The following is a 15,299-nucleotide window of genomic DNA, read 5'->3' on the forward strand; positions in this document are numbered from 1 at the left end:
TTTCTCCTTTTTTTGACCATTATATATCAGCCTAAAGCTGAACGATAGGATATAATGGAAAAAATACAAAAGGAGACCGTTATGCCCCAAAAACCGCTCGTCATTCTCGCACACGAAATATACGGTGTAAACAGCCATATGAAAAAAATCGTCCGCCTGATCAAAATGGCTGGATATGATGTGATGACACCTAACCTGCTCGGTGATGGTGAAGTTTACAGACCGCAAGAGGAAAAAACCGCATACGAACAGTTTACAAAACTTGAACGGCTGAAAACAGGAGAAATCATCATTCAAAACTTGATTAGGCAAAACGCGGGACGACGCATTTTTGTGATCGGGTTCAGCGCAGGTGCAACGATCGCATGGAAATGCAGCAGTATGCCTGAGGTGAGCGGAGCTGTATGTTATTACGGTTCCCGGATACGCGATTGCCTTGATCACATTCCTTCCTGCCCGGTTCTATTGTTTTTCCCTTCATATGAACCGTCGTTTGATGTTGCTCTTCTCGTCAAAAAACTGCGGGAAAAACAGCATCACGATTTGGAGATTTATCAATTTGATGCTCTTCACGGCTTTGCCAATCCTGATTCGGTTTATTTTGACAGGGCAATCTTCTTCAAAACGCTTTCCATCATAAAAAACGAGGCAGAAAGTCTGCCCCGCTCTGTTCTATCAAAGTTTTCTTAAACGCACACAAATTTCGTCAGTGACCTCTTCCGTCGTGCTTTGTCCGCCAATGTCGCGTGTTTTAATGCCGTCAGCCGTGACTCGTTCCATCACATTGAGGATCTTTGCCCCCAGTTCTTCCTCTCCGAAATGGTCAAGCATCAGCTTCGCTGTCCAAATCTGGCCGATTGGGTTGGCAAGGCCTTTGCCGGCAATATCCGGAGCTGAGCCATGAACCGGTTCGAACATGGATGGGTACTTGCCGGACGGGTTAATGTTCGCAGACGGCGCAATGCCAATGCTTCCCATCAGGCTTGAGCTGATGTCGGTTAAAATATCACCGAACAGGTTGCTTGCCACAATGACATCAAACGTTTCCGGACGCGTCACAAAAAAAGCGGCCAACGCATCAATATGCTGGGATGACGTTTCGATTCCGCTGTAATCAGCCGCAGTCTGCTGAAAGACTTCATCCCAAAACGGCATCGCGTGATAAATGCCATTAGATTTTGTCGCGCTTGTCACATGGCCGCGCCGTTTTTTCGCCAATTCAAAGGCAAAACGCATGACACGTTCTGTCGCTTTTCTCGTAAACACGGCATTCTGGATGGCGATTTCATCGTCACCCCTGTGAATGCGTCCGCCGACTTCACTGTATTCACCTTCACTGTTCTCGCGAATCACCACTAGATCAAAATCGTTCGGATGCCGCAGCGGCGACGTGATGCCGGCCATTTGTTTGGCTGGTCTCATATTAATGGAAAGCTCAAGCTCTCTCCTGATCTTCAGCAGCAGACCCCATAAGGAAATATGGTCGGGAACCAGTTTCGGATTTCCGACCGCTCCCAAGAAAACCGCTTCAAATTGAGTGAGCGTATGTATTCCGTTCTCAGGCATCATTTCGCCGTGCTCCATATAATAGTCACAGCTCCATGGAAATGACGTAAATGAGAATGACAAACCTCCGTGAACCTCAGCTGCTGTGTGAAGCACTTTCTCAGCAGCGGCTACAACCTCTTTTCCTACTCCGTCTCCCGGTATTGCCGCAATCTCGAATTGTTTCATCGTCATTCTCCTCCCCCTGTTATCGTAAGCGTTTTCTATTATACTAGATTGCGAGATGGTAAAAAAAGCCCGTGACGTATAGTCACGGGTCCGGTTATTGATTCAATTTCTTTAAAACGATGGCATGCAGCGGTTCATGAGACGGAATACCGCACACCTCGTGAAGCACTCCGCTGTATCCTTTTTCCGCGATCAGCGCTTGCAGCTCGACCGCTTCCGGATCACCGGCAAAGTCGAATCGCAGCGCCGCAGCAATGCCTTCTGCCAGCGCATTCGGCTCTTTGATTTTCTTCGCCGGACCTACAAGCCTGTCATTTTCTCCAAGCTTTCTGAGCGGCGATCTCGCCACACGGGTCACATCGTCGGTGATAAATTCATTTTCAAAGCGGCCGATGATCTTTTTAATATATTGCTCGTGTTCTGATTGCTTAAATCCATACGTTTTAATGAGATAATCACCGGTTTCAAGCAGCGCCGAGTGAACAACACGGCGGATTTCCGGATGATCGATCGCTTCTTTTATCGTTTTTAATCCGCGCTGATAGCCGACATAGGCCGTTACAGCATGGCCGGTATTAACGGTAAACAGCTTTCGTTCGATGTACGGCGTTAAATCATCAACAAACAGCGCCCCTTTTATTGCCGGTGTTTCCCCTATAAAGCCTGATTCGTCGATGACCCATTCAAAGAACGGCTCAACCGACACTTTGAGCGGATCTTCATGATGCTGAATCGGCACGATCCGGTCAACCGCGGAATTCGGGAATCCGACAGTGTTGCCGACAGCCTCCTGCTCCGCCTCTGTTAAGTGGCTGTATACTTCTTTTTTTAAGAAGCTGCTTCCGCCAATCATATTTTCACAGGCAATGATATTCATTGTGTCGGCAGAGCTTCTTCGTCTTAAGCCTTCTGCGATAGACGGGGCAATCAGCTTCAATACATTCGGGCCGACAGCCGTCGTGATGAGCGCCGCCTCATTGATCAGCCGATACAGCTCCTCCGGCTGGCTGCCGCTGTTGATGGCGCTGACCGGGCCGATCACCTCTGATGAACGCCCTTCTTCTGCGAGTTCAACAGTGTATGCCCGTTTTTCATTAAGGAGGCCGACCATCGTGTCATTTACATCCGCAAACACCACTTCATAGCCGGAGTGGTGAAGCAGCGCACCGATAAAGCCCCTCCCGATATTTCCCGCACCGAAATGTAAGGCAATCATGCTAGTTCACCTCGTTGAAAATCGCGATCAAATCTTCTTCGCTTTTCGCAGAAATCAGGCGTTCAATGTTTTCTTCTTCTGAGCAGATGATGGCGATGCTAGACAAAATGTCTAAATGCTCGTTATTTTTTCCGGCAATGCCGAATACGACTTTGGCTGTGTTTCCTTCTCCATACTCTACTCCGCCAGGAATTTGAATGATTGAAATCCCTGAGTGAAGCACTTCGCTTTTGGCATCTTCTGTGCCATGGGGGATGGCAATAAAATTCCCCATAAAGGTAGAAGATGTTTCTTCCCGTTCAAAAATTTTTTCAATATAATCGTCTGTCACGTAGCCGTTGTCAATCAGCGTTTGGCCCGCCAATCTGATCGCTTCTTCTTTTGTTGCAACCGTTTGATTGAGTTTGATGTTTTCTTTTGCGAGTACTTGCATGAGTATCACTCTCTTTCTATGAGATTACTTTTTTAGCTTTTCAATAAGCTCGTCATATTTCGGACTGTTTAAGAAGTTATCCACTGATAAGTGCGTCGCATTCGGCAGCTTTGCCTTTGCTCGATCTGTTAAGTCTTTGTGGGTAATGACAATATCCGCATCGCTCGGCAGATTGTTAATCGCCGTGTTGGTCACGCTGATATCCAGGTCTGCTTTTTTGACTTTGTTTCTTAAAATCGAAGCCCCCATCGCGCTCGAGCCCATTCCGGCGTCACATGCGAAAATAATGTTATTGACGCTTTCAGGAGACAGCTCAGACGCTTCCTCAGCTTTTGCTTGTTCTGCCTCTAAAGCAGCTGCAGCTTGGCTTTTCTTCCCCTTCATGGACTGCATTTTTTCTGTTGCCGCTGCGAGATCTTCTTCGCTTGCTTTCGAAGACTTCAGGATCACAGCTGACACGATGAACGAAACGGCTGCGGCAACCAATACGCCTGCCAATACGCCGAAGTATCCGCCTCTTGGCGTCATAGCCATCAATGCGATAATGCTGCCTGGTGACGATGCTGCGACCAGACCGGCGTTAAAGATAGAGAACGTTAGGAGTCCGCTTGCTCCGCCTGCAATCGCTGCCAAAATCAATGCCGGCTTCATTAAAATGTACGGGAAGTAAATTTCGTGAATCCCCCCGAAGAAATGAATAATTGCCGCTCCAGGAGCCGTTGATTTTGAAGATCCTTTTCCAAAGAACATATACGCGAGCAAAATGCCGAGCCCCGGTCCAGGGTTTGCTTCAACTAAAAACAGAATTGACTTTCCGGTATTGGCTGCCTGCTCGATTCCAATCGGGCTTAAGATACCGTGGTTGATCGCGTTATTTAAGAACAAGACCTTCGCCGGTTCCACGAAAACGCTTGCAACAGGCAGCAAGTTAGCGTGTACAATGACCTCTACACCGGCCGCCAGTAATTGATTTAACGTCAGAACGACTGGGCCGATCGCATAAAACGCGAGAATCGTTAAAGCCGCGCCGACAATTCCTGCCGTAAAGTTGTTAATCAGCATCTCAAAGCCTTGTTTTACTTTGTCCTTGAATAATTTATCAGTTTGCTTAATGAGATATCCGCCCAGCGGCCCCATTATCATCGCGCCTAGAAACATCGGAATATCAGACCCGACAATTACTCCGATTGCCGCCGTCGCACCGACGACTCCGCCGCGGTGGTCGTAAATCATTTTTCCGCCTGTATACGCTATCAAAAGCGGCAGTAAATACGTAATCATCGGGCTGACCAGCGTATTCAGCTGCTCATTCGGAAACCATCCCGCCGGAATAAACAAAGCGGTAATGATGCCCCACGCGATAAACGCGCCGATATTCGGCATGATCATTCCGCTCAAATAACTGCCAAAGCGCTGAACTTTCACTTTCATGCCGCCTTGCTGCTGTTCTTGCTGCATATATAAACCCTCCCTGTTTTGTTTGTCGCTAAAAGAATGATAATGTCAGAGAATGATGCTTCCCTTTGACTCTATATTAAAACGCTTACAGTATGTGCACAATTGAAAGTAAAGAGGACTTTGGCACATGGGTGTGACAATTTTTTAAAAATAAAAAGGCTCCTGTTTTAGGAGCCTTTTCTCTTTCCTCTATAAATAATCTTTCCGTTTTGAATCACATACTTCGCGATCATCCGTTCACTCACAATAAATACAGGATAGGCGCACACAAGCGCAAAAACAGCCATCGGCACATGCTGAACGGCCGGAATCATTGAGCCTGCCGCATTGCGAAGGAGCATCAAAAGATAAATAAGCAGCACGATGAGTGCCAAAGACACAATCATAATCGGAGCTGATACTTTATATTCGTAAAGCCGTTCCCGGCAGTGACCGCAGCGAAATTGGCACGGGACATTTGACGATCTGACCATGTCGCCTGTCAAAGGTTTGCCGCAGTTCGGGCATACTGTTTCTTTCATATGGTATTTTCACTCTCCATTCATATGTCCATTATACCAGAGACCCTTCTGTTTCGTTTTGTTACTGTTCAACACATTTTCACATTTTTTATCACCAGCATACTTGTCTCGGTCTTTGAAATCCTCTACGCTTAAGAAGATCTTAATGAAGGGGATGTATGAATGCTTCCGATTAATAGACAGCAGCACATACTTGAGTGGCTGAAAAAAGAAGGCACGCTCAGAATTTCTGATATCAGTCAACGGTTCGGTGTGTCAGAAATGACAGTATACAGAGATGTGAATCAGCTTGTCCAATCAAACCAGGTGATAAAAACGGCCGGCGGCATCACGCTCCCAGTCCGTGCGCCTCAGGCTGATCACACGTGCAGCTATTGCCTAAAGCCGGCCAATCAGGCTTATTCGGTCCAGCTGATCACGGTGACACAAGACATTGAACAGCTGTGCTGCGCGCATTGCGCGTTTTTGCGGTATGCAGATAAAACGGAAGAGGTTTCTCATTTGATTTGCAAAGACTTTCTGTTACAAACTACGGTCAGTGCCGCTTCGGCTTATTTTGTTGTAAACGCTGAATTAAATCTGCACTGCTGCCAGCCGCAGGCCATACCGTTTGCGACTCTTGACCATGCTGAACGTTTTCAAAAAGGCTTTGGCGGAACCGTCCGCACCTTCGATCAAGCGCTGGAAGACATGCTGAGAGACAGAAAAAAGCACTGCACCTGCACCAAGAAATAACACAATATAATTAGCGGAAGGTGGTGTCTGAGTAATGCAACGAAACAGATGGTGGATCATACTTCTGCTTTTTCTTGTTTTCCTGCCGAAAACAAGCTTTGCTCACGCCTATATTGTCAAATCTTCACCCGGAGAAAACAGTGAATTAAAAAGCGCTCCCGCACAGGTGGAAATTGAATTTAATGAACCGGTTGAAGAGGGCTTTCACTACATTAAAGTCTATAATTCAGACGGCGACCGGGTGGATACGGACAAAACAGAAATCAAAAAAGACAACAATCACATTATGACCGTGAAGCTGAAAAAGAATCTGCCTCATGACGTGTACAGAGCGGAATGGAATGCCGTTTCGGCAGACGGGCATCCTGTTTCCGGCGTCATCCCGTTCAGCATCGGAAAAGCGGATGGAGGATTCAGCAGCCAGAAAACATCAGGCTCAACCCTGAATCCGGGAACAGCTGCAGACCGCGCCATTCTGTATACAGCCTTTTCTCTGTTTATCGGGACCATTTTCTTCCATCTCTTTTGGTATAAAGGGGACGGAAAAAAACTCGCCAAACGGACAAAGCGTTTGCTTGTCATCTCAGTCACTGTGCTGGGGCTGGCGCTCCTGCTTCAGCTTCCGATACAGACAAAAGCGAATGCAGGCGGCGGCTGGGGCAATGCCTTTCAGCCGGGGTACATGAAGGAGACGCTGTTTGAAACCGCGGGAGGCACAATTTGGATGATTCAGGCCGTGCTGTATGTACTGCTTGTCCTGTCTGCCGTCCCAGTGTTACGCAAAAAGCGTTTTGCGTCCTTCGCATATTGGACGGCGCCGCTCCTTTTCTTTTTCGGCCTCCTGCTTGCCAAAGCGTTTACCGGACATGCCGCTGTTGTTGAAGAAAAGACAGTCGGTATCCTGATGGATTTCCTTCATTTATCGGCCGCCTCCATCTGGGTCGGCGGAATAGCGGCCATCGTTTTACTGCTGTCACAGGAGTGGAGACAGCCGGACAAAACACTTGCTTGGGAGACGGTGAAACGGTTCTCTCCATGGGCGCTCACAGCAGTCGGTGTCATTTTGTTCTCGGGCTTGCTCAATGGATTTTTCATCATTCGGTCAATGGACTCACTGTTCCATACGGCGTATGGCCAAGCCTTGTTAGTCAAAAGCGGACTGTTTGTTTTGATGCTGATTCTGGGCGGTATTCATTTTCTGCTCACCAGAAAACGGCAGGGGTCCAAAATCACCCGCACGCTAAAAGCGGAATGGGCAATCGGCATCGCTGTCCTGATCACAGCTGCCGTATTTACAAGTCTGCCAAGTCCGCCTGAGCCTGCACCGGAACCGTTTTATCAAACCAAAGCGATTGAAAACGGGCAAAGTGTTTCTCTCAGCATCAGCCCGAACCAGCCCGGCAAAAACGAGTTTGAACTCAGGGTTACCGATCATAACGGAGACCCAGTAAAAAACATTCAGCAAATCACCTTGGCCGTTTATAAAACGGGACTGTCAGGCAATAAAAACAAAAGCACGTTTCAATTGAAGGAAAAAACAGATGGCATCTTCCAGACTGAAAACCTGTCCATTAATGAAAAGGGAAACTGGAAGATCAAAGTCCACGGACTGACCGGCGACTTTAACGAAATCAATATCATGTTTACAAAGACAAATTAAAGGAGTGTTTGAGTTGTTGAAAAAAATCGCATTCACACTATGTCCAGCTGTTATCGGCTCTCTTTTATTCTTTACGGCGCCTGCCAGCGCGCACGTGTCTGTAAAACCGGCTGAATCCGCCACAGGATCATGGGAGACCTACACAATGAAAGTTCCTTCCGAAAAAAATCAGCCGACAACAAAGGTTGTTTTAAAAATGCCAAAGAATGTTGAGTTCCAGCAATACGAACCGGTTCCTGGCTGGAAGGTGTCTACTGCCAAACACGACGACAAATCAGTGTCCGTGACGTGGGAGGCCACTGACGGAGGCATTCAGGAAGGCCAGTTCCAGCAGTTTACCTTTGTTGCCAAAAACCCTGATAAAGCGGAGGAAGCCGCTTGGGATGCCTATCAATATTACAAAGACGGCAGCATAGTTGAATGGACAGGCGATGAAGATGCGGATACGCCTCATGCCATTACAAAAATCACCGCAGCCAAAGAAGTAACAGATGAGCATGGCGCCACTCAAACGAAAGATGATTCTGCTTCTGCAGACTCAGGTTCATCGGCTCTTGATATCACAGCGATTGTGCTGTCTGCGGCAGCCATTATTTTATCTGTTGCAGCTCTAGTAAAGAAAAAGCGTGCCTAAAGAAAAAGCGATCCAGATGAGTTCTGGGTCGCTTTTTTTGTTTTATCCGCGTCCTGCCTGGAAGGAAGGGTATTGTGTCATACCGCCGTCCGCGAATAACGTAATGCCTGTGACGTAGCTGGCTTCCTTCGAAGCAAGCCAGGCTGCCACTGCCGCAATTTCCTCCGGTTCACCGATATATCCCATCGGAATCATGCTTTCTACATCTGCTCTCTGCTTAGGATCAGCAAATTTTTCAGCATTGATTGGCGTGTTGATCGCGCCTGGCCCGATATTGTTGACACGAATGCCTTTCGGCGCATATTCCAATGCCAATGTTTCCGTCATCAGCTTGATTCCGCCTTTACTTGCCGCATAGTGAACAAATAATGGCCACGGAATCACTTCATGTACGCTCGACATATTAATGACATTTCCTTTTATATCGTTTTCAACAAAATATTTAATCGCTTCACGACTTCCTAAAAAGGCGCCCGTTAAGTTCGTGCTGATGACTTTTTCCCAATCCTTGAGCGGCATTTCATGAGACGGCACGGGATTTTCAAGACCGGCATTATTAATCATAATATCGAGTGTGCCGAACTCTTTAATCGCTGTTTGAACGATATTTTTCACATCTTCCTCTTTCGTTACGTCTCCTTGGACGACAATGGCTTCACCGCCCGCCTTGATGACCTCTTCTTTTACCTCGTTTGGATCCTGTTTATTACTGTAATAGTTGATGACCACTTTCGCCTGCTCCTTGCCGAAGCGAATGGCCATTGCCTTTCCTAATCCTGAAGCAGCTCCTGTGATAGCGACGACTTTTCCTTTTAAATCCGGATACATATTCATCCTCCTTAGCTGTTATGAATTCGTTTTGGCGATTCCTAAAAATACGGCAGCCGCAATAATCAGTGCAATCCCGATCGCAATCGCAATCAGCTGGCGTTTTGATTTCTTTTCACGCAGGATGAAAATACCGCCAAGCGTCGAGATGACAATTCCCATTTGAGAGAGAGAAAAGCTTGTGGCAACGCCGACTTTCGGTTGAGAAATAAACAAAAACATATTTCCCCCTGCCCAGATTAAGCCCGGGAGAATATTTCTGATGGCATACTTGTTGAAGGGCTTGTGCTTATAGGTTAAAATGACCCCTCCAATGACCATCCCGATCGCCTGCGGCAACAGGGCGGACCATCCAGATACATTAAATAGTCTTGCGACAACGACATAAATCAAATAACCTAATGTCGAGACCAGAAGGATTAAAATGCCCTTTTTTAAGTTGCTCGGCTCTCCATCTTTTTTGTCTTTCTTATCTTCTAATGACGTGAGAACGATACCGACAATAATAAAGATAAGAGCGAGGACTCCAAGTGTAATCGAAATCGGTGTTGACCACTCTCGGAAAACAATGACGCCGAACAGTGAGGTGGAAACAAGCTGCATCCCTGTGGAAATCGGCATCGTTTTGGACACACCCATTAACTGAATGCTTTTGAGCTGGTTGCTCTGCCCAAGTGACCAAAATAAGCCGGATATAATTCCAACGATAAAAATGCGCATGGACAAGACGGGTTGGACAAACAAATAAATAACGATAGAAACAATTAACGCCCCGATCGTCGTTCCCAGTGTTTGGCTGTACGGCCCGCCGCCTAATTTAACATTGAAGAGAACAATGCTCCCCCAAAACAAAGCCGGGAGAAGAGCCAGAAATAAATCCATTGTTGGGGAACCTTCTTTCAAAATGTATTTGCTGTTATTTTGGCTGGAATTGATGTGTTTATTCGCTGAAACAAAAAAAGAGCTGCCGGATCTTCCGGCAGCTCTTCAGGAGCAAATTGTTTCGTTTATAAACCGATGGACATATATTTTGTTTCAAGGTATGGTTCAATACCTTCTGAACCGCCTTCACGGCCGATTCCGCTTTCTTTCATTCCGCCGAAAGGAGCTTGAACCGCGGACGGTCCTCCGTCATTCCAGCCGATAATTCCGTAATCAAGGTTCTCGGAAATATAAATGCCGCGGCGGTAATTTTCTGTGAAGAAATAAGCAGCCAAGCCGTACGGTGTATCGTTGGCGAGCTCAATTGCTTCATCAATATCTGTAAAAGTGACGATTGGCGCAACAGGGCCGAATGTTTCCTCGTGCATGATATTCATAGACGTATCGACGTCAGCGAGCACTGTCGGATTGACAAAGTAGCAGCCTTTATCATCGTTTCGTTCATAAGTGCCCCCAGCGACAACCTTCGCTCCTTTTTCAACCGCATCATCAATTTGGCTGACGATTTTTTCAAAGCCCCTTTTGTTGATAATCGGACCGACGTTTATGCCTTCCTCAAGTCCATTTCCAACCTTCAGCTTCGATACTTGCTCGCTCAGTTTCGCAGCAAATTCATCTTTGATGGATTCATGGACGATGAGCCGATTGGCGCATACACATGTTTGGCCCGCGTTTCGGTATTTAGACACCATTGCCTGTTCAACAGCAAGATCAATGTTTGCATCTTCATCCACAATCAGCGGGGCATGTCCGCCGAGCTCCATGGATACGTGTTTCACAGTATCAGCGCTGTTTTTCATCAGGATTTTCCCTACAGGTGTTGATCCTGTAAAGGTGATTTTGCGGATTTTCGGACTGCTTGTAAAAACGTTTCCGATCTCCTCGCCATCACCGATGACAACCTGAAGCACGTCTTTTGGAATACCCGCTTCGTATGCGAGGCGTGCAAGTTCATAAGCTGACAGCGGTGTATCAGGCGCCGGCTTGATGATAAACGTACAGCCGGCAGCAAGAGCAGGCGCCGCTTTACGTGTAATCATCGCATTTGGGAAATTCCAAGGCGTAATCGCGGCAACTGGGCCGACTGCCTGGCGCGTCACGACAATTCGTTTTCCGGTTGTCGGAGCCGGAACGGTTCTTCCGTACACACGCTTCGCTTCCTCCGCGAACCATTCGATATAACCGGCGCCGTACAGCACCTCCCCGACAGCTTCCTGGTACGGTTTTCCGTTTTCCTTCGTAATTAAATCTGCAAGTTCTTCTTTATGTTCAACGATTAGCTCATACCACTTTTTCAAAAGAGACGCTCTTTCGTTCGCTGATGTTTTAGACCATGATGTAAACGCTTGATGTGAACGTTCAATGGCTTCTTCTACTTCTTTGGCTGATTGCTGAGGAATCGTTTTGATCGCCTCGCCTGTAGCCGGGTTGTAGACCGTTAATTGATCTGGCATATTGAACATTCCTTTCTATTCTTGGATTTACTTAAAATGATAGCAGACCCGTGTGTTCTCTTTCCAATGATTAAGCTCGCAGACCTGCTTCCACAATGTGGAGCCCTTCATTCAGAAGGTCATCTGAAATAACCAGCGGCGTCAGGAAGCGGATGATATTGCCGTTGATACCGGCAGTCAGCAGCAGCAATCCGTTTTGATTCGCGTACGCTGCGATGGCTGCCGCTTTCGCTTTATCAGGTTCACGTGTTTCAGGGTCTTTGACGATCTCGATTGCTGCCATCGCCCCAAGTCTGCGGATGTCACCGATAAACGGGTATTCTGTTTGCCATTCAAGCGCTTTTTCTTCAATGATCCTGCCGATTTCCTCAGAACGTTCATTCAAGCCTTCTTCTTCAATAATGTCCAAAACAGCCAATGCCGCCGCGCACCCAAGCGGACTTCCCGCATACGTGCCGCCGAGCTCTCCGGGCGCCGCCGCATCAAGCATTTCCGCGCGTCCGATCACACCGCTTAACGGCAGCCCAGCCGCAAGAGATTTCGAAACCGTGATCAGGTCTGGCACGACATCAAAGTGCTCGATCGCGAAATAAGTGCCCGTTCTGGCAAATCCGGTTTGAATTTCATCGGCTACAAAGACGATGCCGTGTTCTTTACAGAAGGAAGCGACGTGCTGCACAAACCGTTTAGAAGGAATAATGAATCCGCCTTCTCCCTGCACCGGCTCCATCACAACACACGCTACCGTTTCAGGAGCAACTGCTGCGATAAAGAAGTCATTGAACGCTTGAATGACCATATCGTCATATGCATCATCACTCAGTCCGTCAGGCTTCTGATAATAATACGGAAACGGCGCCTGATATACCTCTGATGCAAATGGGCCGAAACCGAATTTGTACGGCTTTACCTTGCTTGTCATGCTCATTGTCATATTCGTGCGTCCGTGGAACCCGCGTGTAAACGAGACAACGCCTTGGCGTTTGGTATACTTTCTGGCGATTTTCACAGCGTTTTCCACCGCTTCCGCTCCGGAATTGAGGAAAATCGCTTTTTTCTCATGAGTGCCCGGCGCAATGCCGCAAAGCTTTTCAGCTAATTCAATATAAGACGGATACATCATGACGTTAAAGCCCGGATGGATCAGCTCCTCCGCCTGCCGCTTCACAGCTTCTACCACCTTCGGATGCGAGTGTCCGACGTTTAAAGTTCCAATAGCGCCAGCAAAATCAATAAATCTCCGGCCGTCCAAATCATACAGCTCTGCTCCCTCTCCTTTTACCGCCAGGCTGCGGTTTCCGTTGCTCACACCTTTTGAGACAAATCGGTCCCGTTTTTGCTGCCACTCTGCTGTAGTGAAAGTTGATGCCGTTGTTTGGCTCATGTGAATTCCCCCAATGTCATTATTTTCTTACCATTCTGACTTCTTTTTGGTATGATGAAAAGTACCAATTATAACTTTTTGATGGTACCAGAAGGAGACACCGCAATGGACATCACAATCACTCTCGATCGCTCAGAAAAAGCGGATTATATCTATCAGCAGATTTATCAAAAGCTGAAAAACGAAATCCTCAGCCGTAATCTGCTGCCCCACTCGAAGGTTCCCTCCAAACGAGAGCTGGCTGAAAAGCTGAAGGTCAGCGTAAACTCTGTGAATTCAGCCTATCAGCAGCTGCTCGCCGAAGGGTATTTGTACGCTGAAGAAAGAAAGGGTTTTTTCGTGGAACAGCTGGACACATTTTCTACTGAGGAACAGCCCTCATTTTCACTGCCGGATGACCTGAAAGAGGTTCATATCGATCAAAGCGATTGGATATCTTTTTCACATATGAGTGCCGATACAGATCATTTTCCAATGAAAAGCTGGTTTCGCTGTGAGCAAAAAGCGGCTGCCCGCTCATACCGCACGCTCGGCGACATGTCTCATCCGCAAGGCATATATGAGGTAAGAGCCGCCATTACAAGGCTCATCTCTCTAACGCGGGGCGTGAAATGCCGGCCGGAACAAATCGTCATCGGGGCGGGCACCCAGGTGCTGATGCAGCTGCTGACTGAGCTTTTGCCCCAGGATGCAGTGTATGCGATGGAGGAGCCTGGTTACAGGCGAATGTACCAGTTTTTGCAACATGCCGGAAAACAAGTGAAGACGATTATGCTTGATGAAAAAGGGATATCCATTTCTGAAATCATCAGACAGAAGCCTGATGTATTAATCACTACCCCTTCGCATCAATTCCCGGCCGGGACAATTATGCCTGTGTCCCGGAGAATTCAGCTGCTGAACTGGGCAGCGGAGCAGCCGAGCCGCTATATTATTGAGGATGATTATGACAGCGAATTTAAATATGATGTAGACAGTATCCCGGCGCTCCAAAGCCTCGACCGCTTTCAAAACGTCATCTATATGGGCACCTTTTCAAAATCACTTCTCCCCGGATTGCGGATCAGCTACATGGTGCTGCCGCCGAAGCTGTTACGGGTATACAAAAAGCGGGGCTATGACCTGCAGACCTGCTCGTCGCTCACCCAGCTCGCCCTGCAGGAATTTATCGAGTCCGGAGAATATCAGAAGCATATAAAAAAAATGAAGCAGCATTATAAAGAAAAGAGAGAACGCCTCATCCGCGCATTAGAATCAGAGTTTGGAGGGGAGATTACGGTAAAAGGGGCAAATGCGGGACTGCATTTCGTCACTGAATTTTACACCTGCCGCACGGAACAAGAGATCCTCGCGCATGCCGCCGCCCAGCAGCTTGAAATCTTCGGGATGAGCCGGTTTCGCTTAAAAGAAAGCCGTCCGCAGCCGGACAAACCCGCGCTTATTATCGGCTTTGCACGGCTGAGGGAAGAGGACATTCAGGAAGGTGTACAAAGACTTCGCCGCGCTGTTTATGGACATAAAAAAATCCCCGGTTCAGGGGATTGATTTACCAGCGCTCCTGGTCCACGTTCAGCACTGCTTCAAGCAGGCCCGGAAATGCCCTTTCAAGATCTTCTGTGCGAAGCGAATAATAACGGCGCTTTCCTTCTATGCGTACTTGAGCGATGCCCGATTCTCTTAATACTTTAAAATGGTGGGACAAGGTCGACTTTGCAACCTGTACATCAGCACAGGTGCTGCACGTTTTCTCTTTTGCTTCGGCCAATTGCTTCACCAGCTCTAAACGAAGCGGATCACTCAGTGCGTGAAGAACCTTTGTCAGCTGCAACGTTTCTATTTGTGGATGGTTTGGAATGTTCATGACACAAATGTATCACACAACAATTAGAATGACAATTTTACTATTTGAGGGTTTTTCCTTTACCTGATTTTGATTACATGGTACATTTAGTTCGATCAAATTCGAACAATAAATTTTAAAGGCAAATGGAGGAGATTTACATGATCGTATTACAAGCTTATATGAAAGTAAAACCCGAAAAACGCGAAGAATTCTTGAGCGAGGCACAATCGCTCGTTCAACATTCAAGAGCCGAGGAAGGCAACGCCCAATACGACCTTTTTGAAAAAGTAGGCGAAGAAAATACATTCGTGATGCTTGAACAATGGAAAGATGAAGCGGCGATGAAATCACACAATGACACTGCGCATTTCCAAGCATTTGTAGCAAATGCCAAAGAACTGCTGAGCGCTCCTCTTGATGTTGTACGCACAGAGCTCAGCGAGTAAGGAAAGGATGT

General features: G+C 47.3%; 16 protein-coding genes. 6 read left to right on the plus strand and 10 right to left on the minus strand.

All coding sequences use genetic code 11. From position 1 onward, the window contains the following. Positions 1–81: 81 nt before the first annotated feature. Positions 82–690: a dienelactone hydrolase family protein gene (locus LNN34_RS14170; protein ID WP_229043675.1), complete on the plus strand. Its 609-nt coding sequence runs from the start codon at positions 82–84 to the stop codon at positions 688–690. Here the strand turns inward: LNN34_RS14170 and LNN34_RS14175 are convergent. The 5 genes from LNN34_RS14175 to LNN34_RS14195 all read right to left on the minus strand — a co-directional run bounded on the left by LNN34_RS14175 (position 676) and on the right by LNN34_RS14195 (position 5,362). Beyond that, complete coding sequence (locus tag LNN34_RS14175; RefSeq protein WP_082687806.1) at positions 676–1,740, minus strand: tartrate dehydrogenase; 1,065 nt, start codon at positions 1,738–1,740, stop codon at positions 676–678. The genes LNN34_RS14170 and LNN34_RS14175 overlap by 15 nt on opposite strands. An 88-nt stretch (positions 1,741–1,828) precedes the next feature. Then, positions 1,829–2,950: a mannitol-1-phosphate 5-dehydrogenase gene (locus LNN34_RS14180; RefSeq protein WP_044161844.1), complete on the minus strand. Its 1,122-nt coding sequence runs from the start codon at positions 2,948–2,950 to the stop codon at positions 1,829–1,831. A 1-nt stretch (position 2,951) separates the two neighbouring features. Beyond that, the gene (locus LNN34_RS14185; RefSeq protein ID WP_229043676.1) at positions 2,952–3,383 is read right to left on the minus strand and encodes a PTS sugar transporter subunit IIA; all 432 of its coding nucleotides are present in this window, start codon (positions 3,381–3,383) and stop codon (positions 2,952–2,954) included. Positions 3,384–3,407: 24 nt separating this feature from the next. Further along, positions 3,408–4,841: a PTS mannitol transporter subunit IICB gene (locus LNN34_RS14190; RefSeq protein ID WP_193660111.1), complete on the minus strand. Its 1,434-nt coding sequence runs from the start codon at positions 4,839–4,841 to the stop codon at positions 3,408–3,410. Between the two features lie 167 nt (positions 4,842–5,008). Continuing rightward, positions 5,009–5,362: a hypothetical protein gene (locus LNN34_RS14195; protein WP_044161850.1), complete on the minus strand. Its 354-nt coding sequence runs from the start codon at positions 5,360–5,362 to the stop codon at positions 5,009–5,011. Positions 5,363–5,524: 162 nt separating this feature from the next. Between LNN34_RS14195 and LNN34_RS14200 the strand changes: the two genes are divergently transcribed. Genes LNN34_RS14200 through LNN34_RS14210 form a run of 3 tightly spaced genes read left to right on the plus strand, consistent with a single transcriptional unit; the run spans position 5,525 to position 8,391 of the window. Further along, complete coding sequence (locus LNN34_RS14200; protein WP_229043677.1) at positions 5,525–6,097, plus strand: DeoR family transcriptional regulator; 573 nt, start codon at positions 5,525–5,527, stop codon at positions 6,095–6,097. Between the two features lie 34 nt (positions 6,098–6,131). Continuing rightward, a complete protein-coding gene (locus tag LNN34_RS14205; protein ID WP_229043678.1) occupies positions 6,132–7,757 on the plus strand; it encodes a copper resistance CopC/CopD family protein in 1,626 nt (541 codons plus the stop codon). A 13-nt stretch (positions 7,758–7,770) separates the two neighbouring features. After that, complete coding sequence (locus LNN34_RS14210; protein WP_044161857.1) at positions 7,771–8,391, plus strand: YcnI family protein; 621 nt, start codon at positions 7,771–7,773, stop codon at positions 8,389–8,391. A 42-nt stretch (positions 8,392–8,433) separates the two neighbouring features. Here the strand turns inward: LNN34_RS14210 and gdh are convergent, their stop codons facing one another. From gdh to gabT, 4 genes are all read right to left on the minus strand, one after another. Then, positions 8,434–9,219 (minus strand): glucose 1-dehydrogenase, encoded by a 786-nt coding sequence (gene gdh / locus LNN34_RS14215; protein ID WP_044161863.1) that lies wholly within the window; start codon positions 9,217–9,219, stop codon positions 8,434–8,436. 18 nt (positions 9,220–9,237) lie between these two features. Next, positions 9,238–10,101 (minus strand): glucose uptake protein GlcU, encoded by an 864-nt coding sequence (glcU, locus tag LNN34_RS14220; RefSeq protein ID WP_024120228.1) that lies wholly within the window; start codon positions 10,099–10,101, stop codon positions 9,238–9,240. 125 nt (positions 10,102–10,226) lie between these two features. After that, the gene (gabD, locus tag LNN34_RS14225) at positions 10,227–11,615 is read right to left on the minus strand and encodes a succinate-semialdehyde dehydrogenase (RefSeq protein WP_229043679.1); all 1,389 of its coding nucleotides are present in this window, start codon (positions 11,613–11,615) and stop codon (positions 10,227–10,229) included. Between the two features lie 70 nt (positions 11,616–11,685). Continuing rightward, on the minus strand, positions 11,686–12,999 hold the full coding sequence (gabT, locus tag LNN34_RS14230) for a 4-aminobutyrate--2-oxoglutarate transaminase (protein WP_099043695.1): 1,314 nt from the start codon (positions 12,997–12,999) through the stop codon (positions 11,686–11,688). 105 nt (positions 13,000–13,104) lie between these two features. Between gabT and LNN34_RS14235 the strand changes: the two genes are divergently transcribed. After that, positions 13,105–14,544 (plus strand): PLP-dependent aminotransferase family protein, encoded by a 1,440-nt coding sequence (locus tag LNN34_RS14235; protein WP_229043680.1) that lies wholly within the window; start codon positions 13,105–13,107, stop codon positions 14,542–14,544. 1 nt (position 14,545) lies between these two features. Here LNN34_RS14235 and LNN34_RS14240 read toward each other — a convergent pair whose 3' ends face one another. Continuing rightward, on the minus strand, positions 14,546–14,860 hold the full coding sequence (locus LNN34_RS14240; RefSeq protein WP_069487499.1) for an ArsR/SmtB family transcription factor: 315 nt from the start codon (positions 14,858–14,860) through the stop codon (positions 14,546–14,548). 140 nt (positions 14,861–15,000) lie between these two features. Here LNN34_RS14240 and LNN34_RS14245 point away from each other — a divergent pair, with 140 nt between their 5' ends. Then, entirely contained in the window at positions 15,001–15,288 is a 288-nt protein-coding gene (locus LNN34_RS14245) for a putative quinol monooxygenase (RefSeq protein WP_044161872.1), read from the plus strand. Positions 15,289–15,299 lie beyond the last annotated feature (11 nt).

Origin of the sequence: Bacillus sp. AF23, assembly GCF_020861455.1 — a bacterium.
Taxonomy (GTDB): domain Bacteria; phylum Bacillota; class Bacilli; order Bacillales; family Bacillaceae; genus Bacillus; species Bacillus halotolerans.

What these genes read in the sequence shown, in the direction of transcription:
- LNN34_RS14170 (WP_229043675.1), top strand. Translation starts at nt 82, where the DNA reads ATGCCCCAAAAACCGCTCGTCATTCTCGCACACGAAATATACGGTGTA.
- LNN34_RS14175 (WP_082687806.1), bottom strand. Translation starts at nt 1,740, where the DNA reads ATGACGATGAAACAATTCGAGATTGCGGCAATACCGGGAGACGGAGTA.
- LNN34_RS14180 (WP_044161844.1), bottom strand. Translation starts at nt 2,950, where the DNA reads ATGATTGCCTTACATTTCGGTGCGGGAAATATCGGGAGGGGCTTTATC.
- LNN34_RS14185 (WP_229043676.1), bottom strand. Translation starts at nt 3,383, where the DNA reads ATGCAAGTACTCGCAAAAGAAAACATCAAACTCAATCAAACGGTTGCA.
- LNN34_RS14190 (WP_193660111.1), bottom strand. Translation starts at nt 4,841, where the DNA reads ATGCAGCAAGAACAGCAGCAAGGCGGCATGAAAGTGAAAGTTCAGCGC.
- LNN34_RS14195 (WP_044161850.1), bottom strand. Translation starts at nt 5,362, where the DNA reads ATGAAAGAAACAGTATGCCCGAACTGCGGCAAACCTTTGACAGGCGAC.
- LNN34_RS14200 (WP_229043677.1), top strand. Translation starts at nt 5,525, where the DNA reads ATGCTTCCGATTAATAGACAGCAGCACATACTTGAGTGGCTGAAAAAA.
- LNN34_RS14205 (WP_229043678.1), top strand. Translation starts at nt 6,132, where the DNA reads ATGCAACGAAACAGATGGTGGATCATACTTCTGCTTTTTCTTGTTTTC.
- gdh (WP_044161863.1), bottom strand. Translation starts at nt 9,219, where the DNA reads ATGTATCCGGATTTAAAAGGAAAAGTCGTCGCTATCACAGGAGCTGCT.
- glcU (WP_024120228.1), bottom strand. Translation starts at nt 10,101, where the DNA reads ATGGATTTATTTCTGGCTCTTCTCCCGGCTTTGTTTTGGGGGAGCATT.
- gabD (WP_229043679.1), bottom strand. Translation starts at nt 11,615, where the DNA reads ATGCCAGATCAATTAACGGTCTACAACCCGGCTACAGGCGAGGCGATC.
- gabT (WP_099043695.1), bottom strand. Translation starts at nt 12,999, where the DNA reads ATGAGCCAAACAACGGCATCAACTTTCACTACAGCAGAGTGGCAGCAA.
- LNN34_RS14235 (WP_229043680.1), top strand. Translation starts at nt 13,105, where the DNA reads ATGGACATCACAATCACTCTCGATCGCTCAGAAAAAGCGGATTATATC.
- LNN34_RS14240 (WP_069487499.1), bottom strand. Translation starts at nt 14,860, where the DNA reads ATGAACATTCCAAACCATCCACAAATAGAAACGTTGCAGCTGACAAAG.
- LNN34_RS14245 (WP_044161872.1), top strand. Translation starts at nt 15,001, where the DNA reads ATGATCGTATTACAAGCTTATATGAAAGTAAAACCCGAAAAACGCGAA.